General features: G+C 59.7%; 19 protein-coding genes and 1 tRNA gene. 14 read left to right on the top strand and 6 right to left on the bottom strand.

The window, feature by feature from the left end:
- Positions 1-95: 95 nt before the first annotated feature.
- From infB to IP76_RS23690, 9 genes are all read left to right on the top strand, one after another.
- Positions 96-2,762 (top strand): translation initiation factor IF-2, encoded by a 2,667-nt coding sequence (gene infB, locus IP76_RS10960; RefSeq protein WP_054158253.1) that lies wholly within the window; start codon positions 96-98, stop codon positions 2,760-2,762.
- Positions 2,726-3,196 (top strand): hypothetical protein, encoded by a 471-nt coding sequence (locus tag IP76_RS10965; RefSeq protein WP_197278331.1) that lies wholly within the window; start codon positions 2,726-2,728, stop codon positions 3,194-3,196. The genes infB and IP76_RS10965 overlap by 37 nt, the downstream gene beginning before the upstream one ends.
- A complete protein-coding gene (rbfA, locus tag IP76_RS10970) occupies positions 3,193-3,597 on the top strand; it encodes a 30S ribosome-binding factor RbfA (protein ID WP_054158255.1) in 405 nt (134 codons plus the stop codon). The genes IP76_RS10965 and rbfA overlap by 4 nt, the downstream gene beginning before the upstream one ends.
- Positions 3,598-3,609: 12 nt before the next feature.
- Positions 3,610-4,539, top strand: coding sequence for a tRNA pseudouridine(55) synthase TruB (gene truB, locus IP76_RS10975; RefSeq protein WP_054158256.1), 930 nt, complete (start codon positions 3,610-3,612; stop codon positions 4,537-4,539).
- Between the two features lie 151 nt (positions 4,540-4,690).
- Positions 4,691-4,960 carry a 30S ribosomal protein S15 gene (gene rpsO / locus IP76_RS10980; RefSeq protein ID WP_054158257.1) on the top strand — a complete coding sequence of 90 codons (270 nt, stop codon included), beginning with the start codon at positions 4,691-4,693 and terminating at the stop codon, positions 4,958-4,960.
- A 315-nt stretch (positions 4,961-5,275) separates the two neighbouring features.
- Positions 5,276-7,411: a polyribonucleotide nucleotidyltransferase gene (gene pnp, locus IP76_RS10985; RefSeq protein ID WP_054158258.1), complete on the top strand. Its 2,136-nt coding sequence runs from the start codon at positions 5,276-5,278 to the stop codon at positions 7,409-7,411.
- Positions 7,412-7,486: 75 nt separating this feature from the next.
- Positions 7,487-8,503 carry a class I SAM-dependent methyltransferase gene (locus IP76_RS10990; protein WP_054158259.1) on the top strand — a complete coding sequence of 339 codons (1,017 nt, stop codon included), beginning with the start codon at positions 7,487-7,489 and terminating at the stop codon, positions 8,501-8,503.
- Positions 8,504-8,611: 108 nt separating this feature from the next.
- Positions 8,612-9,640, top strand: coding sequence for an AraC family transcriptional regulator (locus IP76_RS10995; RefSeq protein WP_054158260.1), 1,029 nt, complete (start codon positions 8,612-8,614; stop codon positions 9,638-9,640).
- A gap of 156 nt (positions 9,641-9,796) precedes the next feature.
- Entirely contained in the window at positions 9,797-10,057 is a 261-nt protein-coding gene (locus IP76_RS23690) for a LuxR C-terminal-related transcriptional regulator (protein ID WP_082352499.1), read from the top strand.
- A gap of 175 nt (positions 10,058-10,232) precedes the next feature.
- Here IP76_RS23690 and fabB read toward each other — a convergent pair whose 3' ends face one another.
- Positions 10,233-11,456, bottom strand: a complete 1,224-nt coding sequence (gene fabB / locus IP76_RS11000; RefSeq protein WP_054158261.1) for a beta-ketoacyl-ACP synthase I — start codon at positions 11,454-11,456, stop codon at positions 10,233-10,235.
- A 43-nt stretch (positions 11,457-11,499) separates the two neighbouring features.
- On the bottom strand, positions 11,500-12,015 hold the full coding sequence (gene fabA, locus IP76_RS11005; RefSeq protein WP_054158262.1) for a 3-hydroxyacyl-[acyl-carrier-protein] dehydratase FabA: 516 nt from the start codon (positions 12,013-12,015) through the stop codon (positions 11,500-11,502).
- 305 nt (positions 12,016-12,320) lie between these two features.
- Between fabA and irrA the strand changes: the two genes are divergently transcribed.
- Entirely contained in the window at positions 12,321-12,737 is a 417-nt protein-coding gene (irrA, locus tag IP76_RS11010; RefSeq protein ID WP_054158263.1) for an iron response transcriptional regulator IrrA, read from the top strand.
- A 5-nt stretch (positions 12,738-12,742) separates the two neighbouring features.
- Here irrA and IP76_RS11015 read toward each other — a convergent pair whose 3' ends face one another.
- Positions 12,743-13,378, bottom strand: coding sequence for a trimeric intracellular cation channel family protein (locus tag IP76_RS11015; RefSeq protein WP_054158264.1), 636 nt, complete (start codon positions 13,376-13,378; stop codon positions 12,743-12,745).
- 139 nt (positions 13,379-13,517) lie between these two features.
- Between IP76_RS11015 and IP76_RS11020 the strand changes: the two genes are divergently transcribed.
- Complete coding sequence (locus IP76_RS11020) at positions 13,518-13,955, top strand: hypothetical protein (protein WP_054158265.1); 438 nt, start codon at positions 13,518-13,520, stop codon at positions 13,953-13,955.
- Positions 13,956-13,958: 3 nt separating this feature from the next.
- Here IP76_RS11020 and IP76_RS11025 read toward each other — a convergent pair whose 3' ends face one another.
- On the bottom strand, positions 13,959-14,750 hold the full coding sequence (locus IP76_RS11025; protein WP_054158266.1) for a YdcF family protein: 792 nt from the start codon (positions 14,748-14,750) through the stop codon (positions 13,959-13,961).
- Positions 14,751-14,876: 126 nt separating this feature from the next.
- On the opposite strand from IP76_RS11025, the gene IP76_RS11030 reads away from it, so the two are divergent.
- Positions 14,877-15,083 carry a hypothetical protein gene (locus IP76_RS11030; protein ID WP_054158267.1) on the top strand — a complete coding sequence of 69 codons (207 nt, stop codon included), beginning with the start codon at positions 14,877-14,879 and terminating at the stop codon, positions 15,081-15,083.
- Positions 15,084-15,154: 71 nt separating this feature from the next.
- On the opposite strand, the gene IP76_RS11035 is transcribed toward IP76_RS11030, so the two are convergent.
- Both IP76_RS11035 and IP76_RS11040 read right to left on the bottom strand, forming a co-directional pair.
- Positions 15,155-15,230, bottom strand: a tRNA-Ala gene (locus tag IP76_RS11035).
- Positions 15,231-15,386: 156 nt separating this feature from the next.
- On the bottom strand, positions 15,387-15,773 hold the full coding sequence (locus IP76_RS11040) for a TIGR02300 family protein (protein WP_054158268.1): 387 nt from the start codon (positions 15,771-15,773) through the stop codon (positions 15,387-15,389).
- A gap of 301 nt (positions 15,774-16,074) precedes the next feature.
- On the opposite strand from IP76_RS11040, the gene cmk reads away from it, so the two are divergent.
- Positions 16,075-16,701 carry a (d)CMP kinase gene (gene cmk / locus IP76_RS11045; protein ID WP_054158269.1) on the top strand — a complete coding sequence of 209 codons (627 nt, stop codon included), beginning with the start codon at positions 16,075-16,077 and terminating at the stop codon, positions 16,699-16,701.
- A gap of 148 nt (positions 16,702-16,849) precedes the next feature.
- On the top strand, positions 16,850-18,553 hold the full coding sequence (rpsA, locus tag IP76_RS11050) for a 30S ribosomal protein S1 (RefSeq protein ID WP_054158270.1): 1,704 nt from the start codon (positions 16,850-16,852) through the stop codon (positions 18,551-18,553).
- The last annotated feature ends 75 nt before the right edge of the window (positions 18,554-18,628 follow it).

Raw genomic sequence — 18,628 nt, forward strand, 5'->3', positions numbered from 1 at the left:
CACCGACGAAGGTCGGCCTCCGTGGTTTAGGACAGTATGTGAACGGCGAGGTCTGATGCACGGCATCCGGCCCCGCTCGAAGGAACGGGAACGGAATGACGGACAACAAAGACGACAAGACAATCGGCGTGAAGAAGACTCTCACCCTGAAACCCTCGGGGATGAGCCAGGGTACCGTGCGCCAGGACATGGGGCGCGGACGTACGAAGTCCGTCGTCGTAGAGACTGTAAAGCGACGCGTGACACGCCCACAGGACGAAAAGCCGATCACGCCGATCCGCGCTGAACCTGCGGCACCTGCCCCGGTCACGCCGACGCCGGCGCCCGCCCCGGTCGCCCCGCGCCCTGTTCAACAGCAGACCCGCGTGCACCAGCCGGCCCCCGCGCAGCAGCGCCCGCCGCAGCAGCAGCGTCAGCCGGAACGTCCGCGCGGCGCCGTCCTGCACGACCTGTCAGCCAGCGAAATGGACGCTCGTCGCCGCGCGCTGGTTGAAGCGCAGGCCCGCGAAGTCGAAGAAGCCAAGCAGCGCGCCATCGAAGAAGAGCGCCGCAGGGTGGAAGCCATCGAAGCTGCACGCATTGCAGCCGAAGAAGCCGCTCGCCGCGCCGCAGAGCCCGTTGTCGAGCCTGAACCTGAGCCAGCACCTGCACCTGTTGCTGCAGCGCCCGTCGCTGCACGCCCTGCGGCATCTGCACCGGCGCCGGCTGCAGCGCCCGCTGCTCCTGGTGCACCCGGCTTCGTGCGTGGCCGCAAGGCCAATGACGACGATGATGATCGCGGACCGCCGCGCGGCTTGCCTGGTCGCGGCAAGGTCGTTGCACCAGCACCGGCGAAGGTCCCTGCCCGTCCGAAGGCAGAGGAAGATCGTCGCCGCGGCAAGCTTACGGTTACCAGTGCTGGCGTGGATGACGAAGGTGGCGCACGCGGTCGTTCGCTGGCCTCCATGCGCCGCCGCCAGGAAAAGTTCCGCCGCTCGCAGATGCAGGAAACCCGCGAAAAGGTTATGCGCGAGGTTATCCTTCCGGAAACCATCACCATTCAGGAACTGTCGCAGCGTATGTCTGAACGCGCCGTCGACGTCATCAAGTACCTGATGAAGGAAGGCCAGATGATGAAGCCGGGCGACGTCATTGACGCCGACCTCGCCGAACTCATCGCGACCGAATTCGGCCATACCGTAAAGCGCGTCTCTGAATCCGACGTTGAAGAAGGCATCTTCAACAAGGCCGATGACGCCGTTGAAATGGTTTCGCGTCCGCCTGTCGTCACCATCATGGGTCACGTCGACCACGGCAAGACCTCGCTGCTCGATGCCATCCGTCAGGCAAACGTCGTTTCTGGCGAAGCCGGTGGCATCACCCAGCATATCGGTGCCTATCAGGTCGAGCAGAACGGTCAGAAGATCACCTTCATCGACACCCCCGGCCACGCCGCCTTTACGGCCATGCGTGCCCGCGGTGCGCAGGCGACGGACATTGCGATCCTCGTGGTTGCGGCCGACGACAGCGTGATGCCGCAGACGATCGAATCCATCAACCACGCCAAGGCGGCCAACGTGCCGATCATCGTGGCGATCAACAAGATCGACAAGCACGAAGCCAAGCCGGACAAGGTCCGCCAGCAGCTTCTGCAGCACGAAGTCTTCGTTGAATCGCTCGGCGGTGAAGTGCTCGACGTCGAAGTATCGGCGAAGAACAAGACGAACCTCGACAAGCTGCTCGAAGCCGTCCTGCTCCAGGCCGAAATTCTCGACCTCAAGGCCGACCCGACCCGTACTGCTGAAGGTGTTGTCATCGAAGCACAGCTCGATCGTGGCCGCGGCGCGGTTGCGACCGTTCTGGTCCAGAAGGGCACGCTGAAGCCGGGCCAAATCATCGTTGCCGGCGATCAGTGGGGCCGCGTTCGCGCGCTCGTCACCGACAAGGGCGACCATGTCAAGGAAGCCGGTCCGGCCATGCCGGTCGAAATCCTCGGCCTTTCGGGTACGCCTGCTGCCGGCGACCGTTTCGCGGTCGTTGAAAACGAGGCTCGCGCTCGCGAAATCTCCGAGTATCGCCAGCGCCTGGCACGCGACAAGGCGGCTGCCCGCCAGTCCGGCCAGCGCGGTTCGCTCGAGCAGATGATGAGCAAGCTGCAGAACACCGGCTTCAAGGAATTCCCGCTGGTCATCAAGGGTGACGTGCAGGGTTCGGTCGAAGCGATTATCGCTTCGCTCGACAAGCTCGGCACCGACGAAGTACGGGCCCGTATCGTCCACTCGGGCGCCGGCGCCATCACGGAATCGGATATCGCGCTTGCTGAATCCTCAGATGCCGCGATCATCGGCTTCAACGTCCGCGCGAATGCACAGGCACGAACCGCTGCAGACCGCGGTGGCATCGAGATCCGCTACTACAACATCATCTACGATCTGGTGGATGACGTGAAGGCAGCGATGTCGGGTCTTCTGTCGCCGGAACGTCGCGAGACTTTCCTCGGCAATGCCGAAATCCTCGAAGTCTTCAACATCACGAAGACGGGCAAGGTTGCCGGTTGCCGTGTTATCGAAGGCAAGGTCGAACGTGGGGCTGGCGTGCGCCTGGTGCGCGACAACGTCGTCATCCACGAAGGCAAGCTCAAGACGCTCAAGCGCTTCAAGGACGAAGTGTCCGAAGTGCCGATGGGTCAGGAATGCGGCATGGCCTTCGAGAACTACGAAGACATCCGCGCCGGCGATACGATCGAGTGCTTCCGCGTGGAACACATCACGCGTACGCTCTAAAGGTCATGACTGCCTCTGGCGGCCAGCGAAACAAGCAGACGGTGGCGATAGTCATCGTCTGTTTTCTTTATGCGACGAACGGCTTCGCGGAGGTCTGCGACAAGGGTGGCTGGGGTCCAGCGAGTGGCCCTATCACAATCACCAGCGAGATCGCCGGCAGTGCGGTATGGTCTCTGATCATCACAATCCTATTGTCCGTCGGCATTCTCAAGCGCTGGCGCTGGTTGGCTTGGCCGATCACATTGCTATCGATGGGCATGGTGCTGCTGGGCCTTTCGGACGATCCCGAGGACCCGGCCATTCTGTCGATGATCGCCGGAGGTTGCAGAACGGGCTCGTCTGGGCTCATCATGTCGATCTCTTTCGTTATGCCACTGCTGATAGGCACAGTTGTCGCGGCGCTTAAATCTAGATTGAAGTCAGGAACAAAATGACAAAACCAACCTCTTCGGCACCTTCGCAGCGCATGCTGCGCGTCGGCGAGCAGGTGCGCGCCGCAATCACCCAGGTGCTTCAGCGCGGGGAAGTGAACGATGATCTCATCGAAAAGACGGTGATCTCGGTCTCGGAAGTCCGGATGTCGCCGGACCTCAAGATGGCGACTGCTTACGTGGCGCCGCTCGGTGTGAAGGATCATGACGCGGTCATTGCCGCTTTGAACAAACATGCGAAGTTCATACGCGGTCGCTTGGGCAACCAGCTTCGGCAGCTGAAGTACATGCCGGAAGTACGCTTCCGCGACGACACCAGCTTTGACAACTACCAGAAGATTGATGCGCTCTTGCGCTCGCCGGAGGTCCAGCGTGACCTCGGGACCGATCAAGATCAAGACTAAGAAAAGACTTAGATGTCCAAACCCAGAAAGCCCAAGGGCCGCCCGATCTCGGGCTGGCTCATTCTCGACAAGCCGGTGGATTTCGGCTCGACCGAAGCGGTCGGCAAGATCAAGTGGTTGTTCAATGCCCAGAAGGCCGGTCATGCCGGCACGCTCGACCCGCTGGCGTCGGGCATGCTGCCGATTGCGCTTGGCGATGCGACCAAGACCGTGCCTTACGTCATGGACGGCCGTAAGATCTACGAATTTACCGTGACCTGGGGTGAAGAGCGCGCCACCGACGATCTCGAGGGCGAGGCCACACAGACCTCCGACAAGCGCCCGACGGAGGACGAAATCCGCGCATTGCTGCCAAACTATACTGGCACGATCAACCAGATCCCGCCGCAGTTTTCGGCAATCAAGATTGCCGGCGAACGGGCCTATGACCTTGCACGCGATGGCGAAACGGTCGAGATCCCCTCGCGCGAGGTCGAAGTGCATCGCCTGACGCTTCTGAAATGCGAGGACGACAAGGCGCATTTCGAGGTGGAATGCGGCAAGGGCACCTATGTGCGATCGCTTGCCCGCGACTTCGGTCGTGACCTAGGCTGCTACGGCCACATCTCGACCCTGCGGCGCAGCTATGTCGCACCCTTTGCCGAGGACATGATGGTGCCGCTTGCAGAGCTCGTTGCCCTGGAAAGCATCGAAGACCGGGACGAGCGTCTGGCGGCACTCGACGCCTTCCTGCTCGACACGGCAGAGGCTCTCTCCAGCTTGCCACAACTGCGGATCACCGATGACCAGGCCCACCGCCTGCGCATGGGCAATCCGATCATCGTGCGTGGACGTGACGCGCCTGTGGCCGAGCCTGAGGCTGTTGCGCTTTCCGGCGGGAAGCTGATCGCCATTGGCGAGATCGCAGGCGGAGAGTTCCATCCCCGCCGGGTCTTCACCTGAGGCCTTCCTTTAGGCGGCTCTTTCCTTTCCGCAGGGAATGGAGTATAGGCCGCACCAGCTGGCACCTCTGGTGCCTGCATTCATGGCCAATGCTGGACGACATCCCGGCCTTTGGCGTCCTTATCCTCAAGTTATCCAGAAAGGATTTCCGATGTCGATCACTGCAGAGCGCAAGGCTGAGCTCATCAAGGAATACGCGATCAACGAAGGCGACACTGGTTCGCCGGAAGTCCAGGTTGCGATCCTGACCGAGCGTATCAACAACCTGACCGATCACTTCAAGGGCCACAAGAAGGACAACCACTCGCGTCGTGGCCTTCTGACCATGGTTTCGAGCCGCCGTTCGCTTCTCGACTACGTTAAGAAGAAGGACGAGGCCCGCTACACGACCCTGATCACGCGCCTCGGCATCCGCCGCTAATCGAATTCCCGGCGGACCTTCTTCGCGAAGGTCCGCCGGTCGCCTTTCCGGGTAGGGCTGAAACAACCCGCGACCGGTTCCGCGCAACAATGCCCGGAACGACTGACAGCCCGGATGGGCCGGTGCTGTCGATGCCAACCGATGACCTGTCATGGGGCAGGATTGTTGGATGCTTCCCCGCCGAACCGGCGAGACATCGGCCAGCGCCGAAACCGAAGCCTCCCACTGTCTTGCCCGTGATGCGTCAGCACAATGCGAAATGCCCTCCCCCGCGCTTACGTAGGTGACCGAGCTTTCGCATATGAAGGACAAGATATGTTTGACACCCATACCGTCGAAATCGAATGGGCAGGCCGTCCGCTGAAGCTGGAAACGGGCAAGATCGCCCGTCAGGCTGATGGCGCCGTTCTCGCGACCTACGGCGAAACCGTCGTTCTCGCGACCGTTGTTTCGGCCAAGTCGCCGAAGCCGGGCCAGGACTTCTTCCCGCTCACCGTCAACTACCAGGAAAAGACCTATGCCGCCGGCAAGATCCCGGGTGGCTATTTCAAGCGTGAAGGTCGTCCGTCGGAAAAGGAAACGCTGGTTTCCCGCCTGATCGACCGTCCGATCCGCCCGCTCTTCCCGGAAGGCTACAAGAACGATACGCAGGTCGTCGTCACCGTCGTGCAGCACGACCTTGAGAACGACCCAGACGTCCTGTCGATGGTCGCGGCTTCTGCAGCGCTGACGCTCTCCGGCGTTCCCTTCATGGGCCCGGTTGGCGGCGCACGCGTCGGCTACATCAACGGCGAATATGTTCTGAACCCGCATCTCGACGAGATGGACGAGTCGGTTCTCGACCTCGTCGTCGCCGGCACACAGGACGCCGTCCTGATGGTCGAGTCGGAAGCCAAGGAACTCAACGAAGACATCATGCTCGGCGCCGTGATGTTTGGCCACAAGGGCTTCCAGCCGGTCATCGACGCGATCATCAAGCTCGCTGAAGTTGCCGCCAAGGAGCCGCGCGAGTTCGAACCGGAAGATCATTCCGCTCTCGAAGCCGAAATGCTCTCGATCGCCGAAACCGAACTGCGCGCTGCCTACAAGATCACCCAGAAGGCTGATCGCTACGCCGCCGTCGACGCCGTCAAGGCCAAGGTGAAGGCACACTTCTTCCCGGAAGGCGAAGAGCCGAAGTACACCAATGAAGTCATCGGCGCCGTCTTCAAGCACCTGCAGGCAAAGATCGTTCGCTGGAACATCCTCGACACCAAGAGCCGCATCGACGGCCGCGACCTGTCGACCGTTCGTGCGATCGTTTCTGAAGTCGGTATCCTGCCGCGCACGCACGGTTCGGCCCTCTTCACCCGCGGCGAGACCCAGGCGATCGTTGTCGCCACGCTCGGCACCGGCGAAGACGAACAGTATGTCGACTCGCTGACCGGCATGTACAAGGAACGCTTCCTGCTGCACTACAATTTCCCGCCCTACTCGGTCGGTGAAACCGGTCGCATGGGTTCGCCGGGCCGTCGCGAAATCGGTCACGGCAAGCTCGCCTGGCGCGCTATCCGCCCGATGCTGCCGTCGGCGGAGCAATTCCCTTACACGCTGCGCGTCGTCTCCGAGATCACCGAGTCGAACGGCTCGTCCTCGATGGCAACCGTTTGCGGCACGTCGCTCGCTCTGATGGACGCCGGCGTTCCGCTGGCCAAGCCGGTTGCCGGTATCGCCATGGGTCTGATCCTGGAAGGCGAGCGCTTTGCAGTTCTCTCCGACATCCTGGGTGACGAAGACCACCTCGGCGATATGGACTTCAAGGTTGCAGGTACTGCCGACGGCATCACCTCGCTGCAGATGGACATCAAGATCGCCGGCATCACCGAAGAGATCATGAAGGTGGCTCTGGCGCAGGCACAGGACGGCCGCAAGCACATTCTCGGTGAAATGGCGAACGCCATCACGGAAGGTCGCTCGCAGCTTGGCGAATTCGCACCGCGCATCGAAGTGATGAACATCCCGGTCGACAAGATCCGTGAAGTCATCGGTTCGGGCGGCAAGGTCATCCGCGAAATCGTTGAAAAGACCGGCGCCAAGATCAACATCGAAGACGATGGCACGATCAAGATCGCTTCTTCTTCTGGCAAGGAAATCGAAGCGGCCCGCAAGTGGATCCACTCGATCGTTGCAGAGCCAGAAGTTGGCGTGATCTACGAAGGCACCGTTGTGAAGACCGCCGATTTCGGCGCCTTCGTCAACTTCTTCGGCTCGCGTGATGGCCTCGTGCACATCTCGCAGCTCGCTTCTGAGCGCGTTGCCAAGACCTCTGACGTCGTCAAGGAAGGCGACAAGGTTTGGGTCAAGTTGATGGGCTTTGATGAGCGTGGCAAGGTTCGCCTGTCGATGAAGGTTGTTGACCAGGCCACCGGCCAGGAAATCAAGCGGGCCGAAGGCGACGCAGCCGCCGAATAAGGGCGCCTTGGCACCCTCTTCCAGGCGCGGGAAACCTTCCCGCGCCTTTTTTGTAATTCGAAGAAAGACCGTCCCATGAGCCGCGAAACACTGAAGACGCTGTTCCATCCCTTTGTTACGGAAGCCGTGGCATTGCCCCTGGCCGGCAGCCGCGTCCTGTTTCTCGGTGCCGAGGCCGGCTTTGCCAAGCCGGAAGGCTTCGAGGCTGAACTGTCGCTGGTTCAGGAGTTCCGCCCGGAATTCCTCCGGCTCGCCGCCGCGCATCTCAATCCGACCCCCGCCATCGAAGGTGATGATTTCGATGTGGCGCTGGTGCTTGCGAGCAAGCACAAGGGACTGAGCGAAGATCGTGTGGCCGAAGCCCTGCAGCGGGTGAAGACGGGTGGCACGATCGTTATCGCCGGCGCTAAGGAAGATGGCATCCTGCCTCTCCGCAAGCAGCTCGATCGCCTTGGCCTGGCGCCCGAATCCATGCCGAAATATCATGGCGTGGCGATCTGGATCTCTGTTCCGGCCGATGTGTCAGCGGCCGTCGCGACGCTGGCTGCGAAAACCGTCTCTGTCGAGGGGCGCTTCGAAACACGCGCCGGGCTGTTCTCGCATGCCCATGTGGACGAAGGCTCCGAACTGCTGGCCAGCCGCCTGCCGACGGATTTCGACGGGAACGCAGCCGACTTCGGCGCCGGATGGGGTTATCTTTCGGTCATGCTGGCACAAACGTCGCCTCGCACCAACCGCATCGATCTCTTCGAGGCGAGCCATACGGCGCTTGAGCACGCGCGCCGCAATCTTGCGCGCAACTGCCCTAACCTTACGACACGCTTCTTCTGGCAGGATCTTGGCACGGAGCCGCCCAAGGAGAAGTATGATCTCATCATCATGAATCCGCCGTTCCACGAAGGCCATGCTGCCGAACCCTCCATTGGCGCGGCCATGATCAAGGCCGCAGCAGACTCGGTCAGAAGCGGCGGCAGCCTGCTGATGGTGGCCAATCGCGGCCTGCCTTATGAAAACGCGCTTGCGAGCCTGTTCAAGCACTCCGGGGAAACCTGCCGGAATTCCCGTTTCAAGGTCTTGTGGGCGAAGCGCTAAGCATTCTCACCTCAGCGTGAAGTCGATGGCGCGCGATCGCCCTCGACTCCCGGTCGGCGTTGACTTAGCTTCGGGCGTCAAGCTTTTACCCTGAGGCGCCGCCGGCCAATGACTGTCCGGACTGTTACAGATGAATTGACCACCGTCGCCGGGCTTGCCTCGGCGGTCGTTGTTCATGCGGCGAGCTATGGAATCGACATAGGGCCGATTTGCAAGGTGCTGGACATCGATCCCGCGAGTTTTCAGGACCTGACTGCGCGCATCAGTCTCGATCGCCTGTGTCGCCTTCTGGAGGCCTGTGCGCTTCTCGCAGATGACGAAGCCTTTGGGGTGACCAGTGTTCGCGCTTTTGAAGCGGGCGCTACGGGACCTTTTGGATACGGGCTGATGTCGGCTCCGACCGGCCTCGACTTCGTCCGCTTCATCGACACACATATCCAGTACATCACCCATACCAGCTATTCCCGTCTGACGATCGATGACGCTGGTGCGCGCCTCGATTGGACGTTTGCCCCTGTCATCGTGAAACGTGACCAGTATGTCGACATGTCCGTGGCGCTTGTCATGGCCCGGGCACGTGATGTCGCCCCGGATGCAGCCGGGTTGATCGAGATCGAACTGGAACGGCCGCGACCGCGCAATACCCAACCCTATCGGCAATATTTATCCCGGAGGCTGGCGTTCGGTGCCGGCATGAACTCGGTGCGGTTCCCGCAAGGCTTTCTCGGCACGGTAAACCCGGTCGGAGATCGGCGTCTGTTCGAGTTGATGGACCTTCAGTGCCGCAACCTCCGGCCCACCATCGATGCAGCCACCAGTGACTTCGTCGAACAGGTCCGCCGTTATCTGCTTCTGCATGTGGCGGACGAGGACAGTCCCCTCGCCGAAATCGCCGGCTACTTCGGCCTGTCGGAACGGACATTTCAGCGGCGTCTTTCAGAACATGGGACGAGCCTCAACGACATCAAAGACGAAGTTCGGCGAGACGTGAGCTTCAACCTTCTCACGCAGAGCGATCTGCCCTTCTCGGAGATCTGCTACAGGCTCGGATACTCTGCGCCGAGCGCTTTCACGCGGTCCGTCACCCGTTGGTTCGGCGGCACTCCGACAGAAGTTCGAGAAGGCCGCTCTGCTTAACAGGCGCGCTTTTTTCATGCCGTCGCTGAATTAGTGTGGGCTGATAAAAAATTGGCGGCCAAAGGCAATCAGACGGATCTAAATCGATTTATAAGCCGCACAGGTCGCGTGGCATACGGATGCCAGCACCCCTCCTCCCGTCGGTTTGAACTTGTTATGAATACACTAAGAACTACGCCGTGTTCTGCTCGGACATCGTCCGGCCTCACGGAAACAGAAGTATCTTGCCTGCGGCTCATTGCCGAGGGACTGCAGCCGCAAGAGGCCGCACGAATTCTCGACCTTCCGCAAGGACGGTTCGAACTCGCCCTGAGTTCCGCACAGGCGAAACTTGGCGCGCGCAATGTCATGCAGGCAATCAGTTCAGCGTTGCTGACGGGGACTATCGCAAAAGACGAAATCTCTGCATCGGAGTAAGCCGTACTCCCACGGCTTGCGGACCACTCCGGTTTATTCGCCTGGCGCGTCAAACGCGCCAGGCATTTTCATATCTGCCATCCGCAAAATACCGGCAGATCAATCTTCAGGCAAACTGGCCTTTACACGCGAAACCTCGAGGCTGCAGCCAGCCTCGATCAAACGAGCTAGACGCTCAACCGTTGTAGCGCTGGAAAACCAGCGTGGCATTAGTGCCACCGAAGCCGAATGAATTCGACAGGATCGTATCGATCTTTGCGTCGTCGATGCGTTTGCGCACGACGGGCACACCGTCGAACTCTGGATCGAGTTCGGTGATGTGGGCGCTTTCTCCGATGAACTTTTCCTGCATCATCAGGAGGCCATAGATGGACTCCTGGACGCCGGCCGCACCGAGCGAGTGCCCCGTCAGCGACTTGGTCGACTGAATATGCGGGATCTTGTCACCGAACACGTCACGGATCGCGCCAATTTCCTTCGAATCGCCAACAGGCGTCGAGGTACCATGCGTGTTGATGTAGTCGACGTCGCCGGTCACGGTCGACAGCGCCTGGCGCATGCAGCGCTTCGCACCTTCACCTGACGGAGCGACCATGTCGTAACCATCCGAGGTCGCGCCATAGCCGACGATTTCAGCGTAGATCTTCGCGCCACGCGCCTTGGCGTGTTCGAGTTCTTCCAGGATCAGGACGCCCGCACCACCGGCAATGACGAAACCATCACGCGAGATGTCATAAGCACGCGACGCCGTCGACGGCGTATCGTTGTATTTCGAGGACATTGCACCCATGGCATCGAAGAGAGACGACATGGTCCAGTCGAGATCTTCGTGACCGCCGGCGAAGACCATGTCCTGCTTGCCCCACTGGATCATCTCATAGGCATTTCCAATGCAATGGGCCGAGGTCGAGCAAGCAGACGAGATCGAGTAGTTGACGCCGTGCAGCTTGAACCAGGTGGCAAGCGTCGCAGACGCTGTCGAAGACATGGCCTTGGGGACAGCAAACGGCCCAATGCGCTTCGGGCTGTTGTTCTGGCGCACGATGTCCGCGGCTTCGACAATCTGTTTCGTCGACGGGCCACCGGACCCCATGATGATGCCGACGCGCTCATTCTGGGCGTAGTCGCCTTCTTCAAGACCCGAATCGGCAATTGCCTGTTTCATCGCAACATGGTTCCACGCCCCGCCCTGCGACAGGAAGCGCATGGCGCGGCGATCGACCATCTCTGTCGGATCGAGACTGGGCTTTCCCCAAACCTGGCACCGGAAACCGTGCTCGGCAAAATCGGGAGAAAAACTGATGCCCGACTTCGCATCGCGCAGCGACGCGGTCACTTCGGCTGCGTCGGCGCCGATGGAGGACACCACGCCAAGACCTGTTACTACAACCCGTCTCATTTCTCTGACCTTCTTACTGAATTTCGGATTCGGACAGGCCGGATCAGGCCGTCTTGTCCTTCGACAGACCGACACGCAGATCGGTTGCCTGATAGATAGTTTCGCCATCGGCCTTCAACCAGCCGTCCGCAGTGCCGAGCACCAGACGACCGCGCATGACGCGCTTGAAATCGATGCCATATTCAAGAAGCTTGGTTTCCGGACGCACCATGCCCTTGAACTTAACCTCACCGGTCGACAGCGCCATACCGCGTCCCGGCTCACCGAGCCAACCAAGGTAGAAGCCGGTCAACTGCCACATGCCATCAAGACCCAGGCAGCCCGGCATGATCGGGTTGCCCTGGAAGTGGCAGGGGAAATACCAGTCATCGGGCCGAACGTCATACTCTGCACGGAGGAAGCCCTTGTCGAAGGCGCCGCCGGTTTCGGAAATCTCCGTGATCCGGTGAACCATCAACATAGGCGGCAGCGGAAGCTGCGCATTGCCGGGACCAAAAAGCTCGCCACGGCCGCAGGAGAGGATTTCTTCGTAATTGTAGCTGGACTGTCTCGTAACCATTTTGCTTCTTCTTCCCCCCACTCGCTTCATTCGGATGACGGGACCCAATAGAGCAAGACAGAGGCAATTTGAAGCCCTGGCCGATCGGGGTTCCGTTTCACTGGCCGTGCGCTGCTCGGCATGTTGATTTCATGATGTCGAATACATTAACGACCGTTCCATCACCAGACCCGAGGCTGTAAAAAGACCATGCTTGAAGCGCGCCGTTGCCCAATGCTCCGGATCTATTGAAAGAGCCTGATTTTGCAGCTATATCCAGAGTGTTCGAATTGAAACGTCGATTACACCGGAGTTCGTCTTTGACGATGGCCACCTGTCAAACAGGCATCGAGCTGAAATTGCGCCGTTCGGGTTTGCGCCCGACACGGCAGCGCATTGCATTGGCCGACCTTTTGTTCGCGAAGGGTGATCGACACCTGACGGTGGAAGAACTTCACGAGGAAGCCATCGCGGCCGACGTCCCGGTTTCGCTTGCTACCGTCTACAATACGTTGCACCAGTTCACCGAGGCCGGCCTGATCCGAGTGCTGGCGGTGGAAAGCGCCAAGACGTATTTCGACACGAATGTCTCCGACCACCACCACTTCTTCGTCGAAGGCGAGAACCGGGTACTGGACATTCCAGTCAACAATCTCAGCATTGAAAATCTCCCGCCGGCGCCCGAGGGCATGGAAGTCTCCCATGTCGATGTGGTGATCCGGCTGCGCCCGAAGCAGGGCTGATCTCCTTACATCACTTCGTCAGGATGGCGTCCGGGCTTGTGCCTGTATGTCGGAAACGTCCAGCCGAAATAGAGTGCGCCGCCGCGGATGGCAAATGCCGCTGCAGCACCGATGACGGACGCCGCATAAAGAGGTGCGCCCAGCGCCTCGGCCGCCGTGAAGACCGCCGCTCCAATCAAGGCTGCGGTGATGTAGATTTCCGGACGCAGCAGGACCGATGGTTCATTGGCCAGCAGGTCACGCAAGACACCGCCAAAGCTTGCGGTCAAAGTGCCGGTCACGATGGCGATCGTCGGCGAGCCCGTTGCCGCCAGGCCCTTTGCGGCCCCCATGACGCAATAGGCAGACAGGCCGATCGCATCGAGCCAAATCAGCAATTTGTATCGTGATTCGACGAGGTGCGCCGTGAAGAAGACGATGACACCGATCGCACAGCAAATCAGGATATAGTCAGGGTTCAACACCCAGAAGACCGGCACGCGCCCCAGGACGACGTCACGCACGGTACCGCCACCAAGCCCGGTCACAACAGCGAAGAACAGAAAACCGATCACGTCCAGTTGCTTGCGCGACGCTGCAAGCGCGCCTGTCGCGGCAAACAGCGCAATGCCGGCATAATCGAGATAGGATAGCAGGGACACGGTCTCTCCTTCTTCTTTTCAGGGATTACAATCACGCCGTTAAGGGTGACGCAAGCAGGAGCGGATAGTCTCAGCAAACACTCTCGTTTCGGAGCCCGACACCGTGTCCTTGTCCTTACGCGTTTTTCTCTCCAGCATCATGCTTCTGGCAGCAGCACCGTCCCAGGCGCAGCAGGAACTGCTGCAGGATCCCGAGAGTTACGAGAAGGCCTATTACGGCAAGCGCTGCGAAGAGGTGCGCTATGGAAGCGGCTTCATTGACCGGATCGACGTCAACAATGACGGCATTGTCGATGCGGTGACAAATAGCAGTGAAGTCATGTGCGATGGCGTTCGCGGTCCAGACTGCACGGCGGAAGGCTGCCCCTATAACTTCTACCTGCAGGTCAAGGAGGGTGGCTATCTGATGATTGCCACCGCTCAAATCTACGCCTACGACTTCATCAAGCGCTTCGGCAACATGGTTTTCGTCCTCAAGATGCACCCGAAGTTTTGCGAGCGTAAAGAAGGCGAAGCGCCCTGCCAGATGACGGTCAGGGTTCGCGGGACCAAGTTTCTGACGATTTCGAAGAAATGAGGCTCATGGCTGGGGATAGAGCACGTCGATCCGTCCCATCAGCCTGTAACTTGCAAGACCTATCCATTCTCTCACAGCCGTTGCGGTCTGTTGGGCATTCAGTGTGGGTTGCGTGAAGTCGAGAGTAAACCGCACCTTTCCGCTCGTCCGGAAATCTGTGGGCCATGGCGTCACATCCAGCATCTGCTTGCGAAAGAGCCCCATCGCCCGCGGCATATGGAACGCGGACGTGATCAGCAGACAGTTCGAGAGCCCGGCTTGCTGAAGCAGGACGCGGCTGTTTCCAACATTCTCGTCCGTGTTGCGCGAAGTCTGCTCCTCGATCAGACGTGAGCGCTCGATGCCGAAGGCCTGGAAATACCGCACCGACGCTGCCGCATCCCCTTCGTATTGGCCACTGAGCGACCCATCACCACCAGAGACCAGAATGCGCGCTTGCGGATTGGCGACGGCGAGCCGGAGCGCTTCAACGAATCGATCTGCGGCCTGATTGAGTTCGATCCCGCCACGCGACGTCGTCACTTCCGTTTCGAAGGCGCCACCCAACACAATCATGCAGGCAACGCTGTGCGGATCAGCATCTGGTCGCGGAAAACGTGCTTCAAGCTGCTGGAGCAGAACCGTCCCGAGCGTGGTGTAAAGCGTCAAGAAGAGTATGGAGAGTGACAGAGACAGGACAACGAATCCCGCCTTGCGCCAGCGAATCGCGAAGAGGGCAAGCGCCGCCAGCCCACCGAAGAATACCAGAGAAAGCGGCTGCACCAGCATCCAGAACAGCTTCGATATGACGAACATGCGCTCTCTTTCTCCAACAACCTGATGGAATGGGACGAAAAATGTCCAGCTTCACTCAAGCAGGCCGTACTAGAAGCCCACTCTATTGTCATTGGTTTCAGCATCACTTTTCAGCCAGGAGCCCAGATGCGCTTCGCCATCGATACCGTAGACGACACAGGCGCCGACCGCCTTTATATTGGCACTCCAATCGCCATCCGTGACCACCGTCTGACGCTGCGCCTGCGCGAAGGCGAGATCAGCATCGACACCCGGAAGATCATCGACTGGTTCCAGGTCGATCTAGGCGCGCAACGCGAACGCGGCAATCTGTTCGATTGTGTGGCGGGGTGAGATTGAGACAAACAACAGCCGGATGCACCCAGCGCCCGGCTTCAATCTAAAGTTTCCGTTCGGGGAAAATTTGGTGGAGCTAAGCGGGATCGAACCGCTGACCTCTTGCATGCCATGCAAGCGCTCTCCCAGCTGAGCTATAGCCCCATCAGGGTACCGGGTTAATCTCCGGCTCCGGGAACCCCGTGGAAAGCAGCGCTCTCGGTGGGGTGGCGGCTTGATACTTCCGGTAGTCGGAGATGGCAAGCCGAAAAATGAAAGCCCGGGCATTTTTTTGGGCCCGGGCTCGAAATCCTTGAAAAATCAGACTTCGTCGTCGTCGCCGGTGACGCCGATGAGACCAGTCATGTCATCATCATCGTCATCTTCATCGGCTTCGAGGAAGGTGTCATCGTCGTCGCCGTCGATCTCGACTTCGTCGTCACCGAGATCCGGCAGGTCGTCGCCGCCAGCGGCGTCATCACCGTCTTCGAGCGAGACCAGTTCGACATCCGTGTTCTCGGTATCGACTTCCGCGACCTCTTCTTCCTCAGCCTTCTCCATAATGGCGGCAACCGAGGTTTCCTCGAAGTAGGAGAGCGGCCAGGACTTCTTCGTGTACGGTGACACGATCGGATCCTTGTTCAGGTCGTAGAATTTCTTGCCGGTGTCGGGGCAAGTCCGTTTCGTTCCAAGTTCTGCCTTCGCCACTGTCAAAGCCTCATGAAGTCGTGAAGAATAGGGGGCATGCGCCATCAGCCCGGCGCGAAGCCGGCCAAACCGTAGTCGGCTCCCTTAATCGCTGCCATCCCTTCTGTCAAAGGCAAACTCAGGGTTTTTGTACAGCTGTGCGTGCACCCCTCATCCTGAGCGGCACCGCGACCTTCATCCAAGGCAAGCCCATGCGCCTGCGTCATCGCTTGGCAAGAGCTCGACGGGCCTGTATCTGACCTGAAAGTTGCACTGCACAGACGTTCCAGAGACCAGTCACCAAAGGGGATAGGCAACAGGCATGATCATCGCCATCGACGGGCCGGCCGCAGCTGGCAAAGGAACATTGTCGCGACGGATCGCCGAAACCTATGGCTTCCACCACCTCGATACCGGCTTGACCTATCGTGCGACAGCCAAGGCCCTGCTCGATCAGGGGTTGGCACTGGACGACGAGGCCGTGGCCGAGAGGATGGCGCTCGACATCGAACTGGCCGGGCTCGACCGCGATGTGCTGTCTGCCCATGAAATCGGCGAGGCCGCATCCAAGATCGCCGTGATGCCCGCCGTGCGGCGGGCTCTGGTCGAGGCGCAACGCGCCTTTTCAGTGCGCCAACCTGGAACTGTCCTCGACGGCCGCGACATCGGCACCGTTGTCTGCCCCGATGCGGATGTGAAACTCTATGTGACGGCTTCGCCAGATGTGCGTGCGCGACGTCGCTATGACGAAATCCTGGCGAAGGGTGGAGCGGCCGATTTTGCCTCGATTTTTGCCGATGTGCAGAAGCGCGACGAACGCGACATGGGTCGCGCCGACAGCCCGTTGAAACCTGCGGAAGACGCGCACTTGCTAGATACTTCCGAAATGAGTATAGAGGCCGCATTCTTGACGGCGAAGTCACTGATCGACGCTGCCTTGACGAAATGAACTCAGCGAGGGGAACGGTCCTCTCGCTTCAGCCGATTTCTCATCCTCGCGCCGGATTGCTCTCACAGTAGAGCGGATGCGGGATCGGCCATGACCAACACCAACCCCCGGCGCATGCGCATCCCAAAAGATGCGATTAGGAGTTTCCATGTCTGTATCTACCCCGTCGCGTGAGGACTTTGCTGCCCTCCTCGAGGAATCCTTTGCCAAGACCGATCTGGCCGAAGGCTATGTCGCCAAGGGCATTGTCACGGCCATCGAGAAGGACGTCGCGATCGTTGACGTCGGCCTCAAGGTCGAAGGCCGCATCGCTCTCAAGGAATTCGGCGCCCGCTCCAAGGACGGTTCGCTGAAGGTTGGCGACGAAGTCGAAGTTTATGTCGAGCGCATCGAAAACGCTCTCGGCGAAGCTGTTCTGTCGCGCGAAAAGGCTCGCCGCGAAGAAAGCTGGATCAAGCTCGAAGCCAAATTCGAAGCTGGCGAGCGCGTTGAAGGCGTTATCTTCAACCAGGTCAAGGGCGGCTTCACGGTTGACCTCGACGGCGCCGTTGCCTTCCTTCCGCGCTCGCAGGTCGACATCCGTCCGATCCGCGACGTTACCCCGCTGATGCACAACCCGCAGCCCTTCGAAATCCTCAAGATGGACAAGCGTCGCGGCAACATCGTTGTTTCGCGTCGTACGGTTCTCGAAGAAAGCCGCGCCGAGCAGCGTTCTGAAATCGTTCAGAACCTCGAAGAAGGCCAGGTTGTTGACGGCGTCGTTAAGAACATCACCGATTACGGTGCGTTCGTTGACCTCGGCGGCATCGACGGCCTGCTGCACGTCACCGACATGGCGTGGCGCCGCGTCAACCATCCTTCGGAAATCCTGTCCATCGGCCAGTCGGTCAAGGTTCAGATCATCCGCATCAACCAGGAAACCCACCGCATCTCGCTCGGCATGAAGCAGCTCGAGTCGGATCCGTGGGATGGCATCGCTGCCAAGTACCCGGTTGGCAAGAAGATCTCCGGTACCGTCACGAACATCACCGACTACGGTGCATTCGTCGAGCTGGAGCCGGGCATCGAAGGCCTGATCCACATCTCGGAAATGTCCTGGACGAAGAAGAACGTTCATCCCGGCAAGATCCTTTCGACCACGCAGGACGTCGACGTTGTCGTCCTCGAAGTCGATCCGTCCAAGCGCCGTATCTCGCTCGGTCTCAAGCAGACTCTCGAGAACCCGTGGCAGGCATTTGCCTTCAGCCATCCGGCCGGCACTGAAGTCGAAGGCGAAGTCAAGAACAAGACCGAATTCGGCCTGTTCATCGGCCTCGAAGGCGACGTTGACGGCATGGTTCACCTGTCGGATCTCGACTGGAACCGTCCGGGCGAGCAGGTCATCGAAGAGTTCAACAAGGGTGACGTGGTCAAGGCCGTCGTTCTCGATGTTGACGTCGAGAAGGAACGCATCTCGCTCGGCATCAAGCAGCTTGGCAAGGACTCGGTTGGCGATGCCGCCGCTTCCGGCGACCTGCGCAAGAACGCCGTTGTGTCTTGCGAAGTTATCGCGATCAACGATGGTGGCGTTGAAGTGAAGCTCGTTGCTCACGAAGACATCACCTCGTTCATCCGTCGTGCTGACCTTGCTCGCGACCGTGACGACCAGCGTCCTGAGCGCTTCTCCGTTGGCCAGGTTTTTGACGCTCGCGTCACGAACTTCTCCAAGAAGGACCGCAAGGTTATGCTGTCGATCAAGGCTCTCGAGATCGCAGAAGAGAAGGAAGCCGTCGCACAGTTCGGTTCGTCCGACTCGGGCGCTTCGCTCGGCGATATCCTGGGCGCAGCCCTGAAGAACCGCAGCAACGACTAATTCTCGTTACTTGCATTATAAAGAACCCGCCAGGAGCGATCCTGGCGGGTTTTTTTCATGCCTCGAGCGTCTTGT

This window comes from Rhizobium sp. AAP43, from assembly GCF_001296045.1.
Classification (GTDB): Bacteria; Pseudomonadota; Alphaproteobacteria; order Rhizobiales; family Rhizobiaceae; genus Allorhizobium.

Excerpts from the sequence above, each read along its gene's own strand:
- rpsA (WP_054158270.1), top strand. The coding sequence starts at position 16,850 with ATGTCTGTATCTACCCCGTCGCGTGAGGACTTTGCTGCCCTCCTCGAG.
- IP76_RS10995 (WP_054158260.1), top strand. The coding sequence starts at position 8,612 with ATGACTGTCCGGACTGTTACAGATGAATTGACCACCGTCGCCGGGCTT.
- fabB (WP_054158261.1), bottom strand. The coding sequence starts at position 11,456 with ATGAGACGGGTTGTAGTAACAGGTCTTGGCGTGGTGTCCTCCATCGGC.
- pnp (WP_054158258.1), top strand. The coding sequence starts at position 5,276 with ATGTTTGACACCCATACCGTCGAAATCGAATGGGCAGGCCGTCCGCTG.
- IP76_RS11025 (WP_054158266.1), bottom strand. The coding sequence starts at position 14,750 with ATGTTCGTCATATCGAAGCTGTTCTGGATGCTGGTGCAGCCGCTTTCT.
- rbfA (WP_054158255.1), top strand. The coding sequence starts at position 3,193 with ATGACAAAACCAACCTCTTCGGCACCTTCGCAGCGCATGCTGCGCGTC.
- IP76_RS11020 (WP_054158265.1), top strand. The coding sequence starts at position 13,518 with ATGCTTCTGGCAGCAGCACCGTCCCAGGCGCAGCAGGAACTGCTGCAG.
- irrA (WP_054158263.1), top strand. The coding sequence starts at position 12,321 with ATGGCCACCTGTCAAACAGGCATCGAGCTGAAATTGCGCCGTTCGGGT.
- IP76_RS10990 (WP_054158259.1), top strand. The coding sequence starts at position 7,487 with ATGAGCCGCGAAACACTGAAGACGCTGTTCCATCCCTTTGTTACGGAA.
- IP76_RS11030 (WP_054158267.1), top strand. The coding sequence starts at position 14,877 with ATGCGCTTCGCCATCGATACCGTAGACGACACAGGCGCCGACCGCCTT.
- rpsO (WP_054158257.1), top strand. The coding sequence starts at position 4,691 with ATGTCGATCACTGCAGAGCGCAAGGCTGAGCTCATCAAGGAATACGCG.
- infB (WP_054158253.1), top strand. The coding sequence starts at position 96 with ATGACGGACAACAAAGACGACAAGACAATCGGCGTGAAGAAGACTCTC.
- truB (WP_054158256.1), top strand. The coding sequence starts at position 3,610 with ATGTCCAAACCCAGAAAGCCCAAGGGCCGCCCGATCTCGGGCTGGCTC.
- cmk (WP_054158269.1), top strand. The coding sequence starts at position 16,075 with ATGATCATCGCCATCGACGGGCCGGCCGCAGCTGGCAAAGGAACATTG.
- fabA (WP_054158262.1), bottom strand. The coding sequence starts at position 12,015 with ATGGTTACGAGACAGTCCAGCTACAATTACGAAGAAATCCTCTCCTGC.
- IP76_RS23690 (WP_082352499.1), top strand. The coding sequence starts at position 9,797 with ATGAATACACTAAGAACTACGCCGTGTTCTGCTCGGACATCGTCCGGC.